The following is a 3,580-nucleotide window of genomic DNA, read 5'->3' as shown; positions in this document are numbered from 1 at the left end:
TCTACGGGTTCATCGTCTGGGTGCCGACGTTCCTCATGAAACAGGGGCTCGGAGTGGCGTCATCGCTTGGCTACTCCACGTTGATGGCGCTTGGTGGTCCCGCTGGCGCGCTGGTCGGCGTCGTGATCGCCGATCGTGTCGGGCGCAAGAACGGGCTGATCGGCATTGCCGTGCTGGCGGCGATCGTTGGCTGGCTTTACGGCAACTCTTCGAGCGTCGGGATTGCCACGCTGCTCGGCTTCACGCTGTTCACGCTGACCTACCTGATGGTCGCGCTTGGCATCGCGACGTATATCCCCGAGTTGTTCGCCACCGAAAACCGCATGCGCGCGAATGGCATCGCGGGGGCAGCGGGTCGGCTGTCGGGCATCGTCGCGCCGCAACTGGTCGTGCTGATGTACATGTCGGGCGGCATCAAGGACGTCCTGTCGATGATCAGCGGCGCGCTCGTCTTGATGGTCGCGGTGCTTGTGATCTTCGGCGTCGAAACGAATCGGCGTTCGCTGGAAGAAATCGCAGCCGTCCCCGACGACAAATCGCTTCATCGACCTGCTGCCGAAATTCCCGGCAACTGACTTCATTCATTCAACGAGGACAAGCCCATGACCGCCAATTCCCGCAGGAAAGCCCTTAAAGAGAAGTTCGCGTCGCGCGAAATCGTCGTGGCGCCCGGCATCTTCGACATGATTTCCGTGCGACTTGCCGACAGCATGGGTTTCGATTGCCTGTACATGACCGGCTTCGGCACGGTCGCCTCGTATCTCGGCGAGCCGGATGCGGGACTCGCAACTTACACGGACATGGTCAACCGCGTCACCACGTTTTGCAGCGCCGCGAATACGCCGCTCGTCTGCGACGCGGACACCGGCTACGGCGGCCTGCTCAATGTTGCGCATACGGTGCGTGGCTACGAACGCGCGGGCGCGGCTGGCATCCAGATCGAGGATCAGGAGTTTCCGAAGAAGTGCGGCCACACGCCGGGCCGACGGGTCATTGCGATGGAAGACATGGTGAAGAAGATCAAGGTCGCCGTCGAGGCCCGCGAGGACGCCGACTTCCAGATCATCGCGCGAACGGATGCGCGCACGTCGCTGGGTCTCGATGAAGCGTTGCGTCGCGGCGAAGCGTATGCGAAAGCAGGCGCGGATGTGGTGTTCATCGAATCGCCGGAAAGCGTGGAAGAGTTGGAAACGATCGGAAAGTCGTTCGATGTGCCGTTGCTCGTCAATGTGGTCGAAGGAGGGCGCACACCGCAGTTGCCGCCAGCCGAACTGCAACGGCTTGGCTTTGCACTGGCGATTTATCCGTCGGCGGGCTTCTTGAGCGTGGCTCGCGCACTCGAAAAGGCGTACGGTGAAATCAAGGCGATGAAGGGCACAGCGCATTTGGAAAGTGAGCAAATGCCGTTCAAGACCATGTGCGAATTGATGGGCTTCCCGGCGGTATGGGAATTCGATCGGGCGCATGCGGAGTGACGCGGAAGGCTTGGTCGCTCGTCCGTGCGCCGTATCGAGAACCCTGTCGGACACGCTGGGGCTACGCACCGCTTCAACTCAACGGCGACCTCCCACCAGGCGGTCGAGAGAATTGAAGCGTGGCGCCGTATTCCAGTCCCGCTGGGCTGGATGGCGGAGGCGCGCTACCGGGCTGTGGGATGGAAGTAGCGTGGCCGCTGCTGACCGAACTTACGTGGTTGTCACCGCGACGCTTGGCCGACCTCGTCTTGAAAATGGAAGCAGTCTGGGATCGATCTCGCAGCATGTCCCTTTACGCAGGGTTGACTCTGTCAATTGGAAGGCGATTTTTTGACGTGGCGCGGTGGTCGCTGACCACTATCACGAGATCCCGAGTATCGCTTGCGCGCTCGACTCATGAAGTACGGCTCCCCGCCAATGTTGAGACTGTGGTTTTCGATTACAGACGACGCGATATCGATGTTCGCTCCGCTAGAGGCGCTTCAAGCGAGCAGGTAACCGTTCGTCATGCCTTTGCCGCCATGTTCATTCGTAAGAAAAGACGCTACCGAATTTGTCCAGGCGTTCGAGTGCCATCCCCGACCCACGCACGACGCAGGTCAGCGGGGATTCGGCGACGAGCACCGGCAGGCCGGTCTCCTCGGCGAGCAGCCGATCGAGATCACGCAGCAGCGCACCGCCACCCGCAAGCATGATGCCGCGCTCGGCGATATCGGCGCCGAGTTCCGGCGGCGTTTGTTCGAGTGCAATCCTGACGGCCGATACGATCTGGTTCAGCGGATCGGTGAGGGCTTCGAGAATTTCGTTGCTGGAAACCGTAAAGCTGCGCGGTATGCCCTCCGACATGTTGCGCCCCCTCACTTCTACCTCCTTGACTTCCGACCCGGGGAACGCGGAGCCGATTTCCTTCTTGATCGCTTCGGCGGTCTGTTCGCCGATGAGCATGCCGTAGTTGCGACGGATATAGTTGACGATCGCTTCGTCGAACTTGTCGCCGCCGACACGCACGGAGCCTTTGTACACAATGCCACCGAGCGAAATGACGCCCACTTCGGTGGTCCCTCCGCCGATATCGACAATCATCGATCCGGTTGCTTCCGACACCGGCAGGCCGGCGCCCGTTGCGGCGGCCATTGGCTCTTCGATCAGGTAGACCTGCGAGCCGCCCGCACTGTGTGCGGCCTCGCGTATTGCACGCCGTTCAACCTGGGTCGAGCCGCACGGTACACAGATGACAATGCGCGGCGACGCCGCGAACAGCCGGGGCTTGTGCACCATCCGGATGAACTGCTTGATCATCTGCTGCGTGATGTCGAAGTCGGCGATTACGCCGTCCTTCATCGGTCGGATGGCTTCGATGTTGCCCGGCACCTTGCCAAGCATCTGCTTCGCTTCCTTGCCCACTGCCAAGATGGTTTTCTTCCCATTCGGGCCGCCCTCTTGACGAATCGCCACGACCGATGGTTCGTCGAGGACGACGCCTTTGCCCCGCATGTAGACCAATGTGTTCGAGGTTCCGAGGTCGATCGCCAGATCGTGGGAAAAGTAGCGCATAAACCCGGCCATTTGAAATCCTGTCTCGCTTGATCCTGGCGCTCGGGCGCCCGGTGCGACCATACGACGGTCGGGAGAGGCAAGAATAGCAGCTTCAGAACTGGCGATGCGGCCTCGCAGATGCAGCTACTTCGAGGGATGGGCTGTCGTAACAAGATCTCAGCGAGCTTCCTCCTGCCACCTCGAACACGGCTCAGGTGGATACACTCGCATAGATATCTTCTGATGATGGGATGCGACAGAGACGTCACGGACCATCTGGCTGACCATGGACCTCGTTGGGGCGCCACGGACCAGTGGCTGCCGTGTGTGCCCAGGCGGCCAAAGAATGACCTTCCCGAGTTCGGCCGCTTCGGTCGCCAGTTTCTATAATCCGCCTCCGGGGATCTCCCGTGCCGCATCAGTGCCCCGCAGAAAAATCGAGCAATTCTGGTTCCATGGTCTGATCGTGTTGGTCTCCCTCGGAGACTCGCCGGCGCAAGCGGCTAAAACCGCTACTATTGACGAGTCGAAAGAGAAGGCCGCACCCGGCCGGATGTAGAAGCGTAACC

3 protein-coding genes are annotated in these 3,580 nt (G+C 60.7%); 2 read left to right on the top strand and 1 reads right to left on the bottom strand.

The window, feature by feature from the left end; translation table 11 throughout:
* Both AWB67_RS35105 and AWB67_RS35100 read left to right on the top strand, forming a co-directional pair.
* The coding region (locus AWB67_RS35105) for an MFS transporter (RefSeq protein WP_143328464.1) at nt 1–575 on the top strand (575 nt) is incomplete at its 5' end.
* Between the two features lie 27 nt (nt 576–602).
* Nucleotides 603–1,475, top strand: a complete 873-nt coding sequence (locus AWB67_RS35100) for an isocitrate lyase/PEP mutase family protein (protein ID WP_087660510.1) — start codon at nt 603–605, stop codon at nt 1,473–1,475.
* A gap of 525 nt (nt 1,476–2,000) precedes the next feature.
* Here the strand turns inward: AWB67_RS35100 and AWB67_RS35090 are convergent.
* A complete protein-coding gene (locus AWB67_RS35090) occupies nt 2,001–3,041 on the bottom strand; it encodes a rod shape-determining protein (protein WP_087660509.1) in 1,041 nt (346 codons plus the stop codon).
* Nucleotides 3,042–3,580: the final 539 nt, after the last annotated feature.

The sequence above is a fragment of the Caballeronia terrestris genome (assembly GCF_001544515.1).
GTDB lineage: Bacteria > Pseudomonadota > Gammaproteobacteria > Burkholderiales > Burkholderiaceae > Caballeronia > Caballeronia terrestris.
Note: the sequence above shows the minus strand (reverse complement) of the source record. Positions and strands in the feature narration are given on the sequence as shown.

Excerpts from the sequence above, each read along its gene's own strand:
- AWB67_RS35100 (WP_087660510.1), top strand. The coding sequence starts at position 603 with ATGACCGCCAATTCCCGCAGGAAAGCCCTTAAAGAGAAGTTCGCGTCG.
- AWB67_RS35090 (WP_087660509.1), bottom strand. The coding sequence starts at position 3,041 with ATGGCCGGGTTTATGCGCTACTTTTCCCACGATCTGGCGATCGACCTC.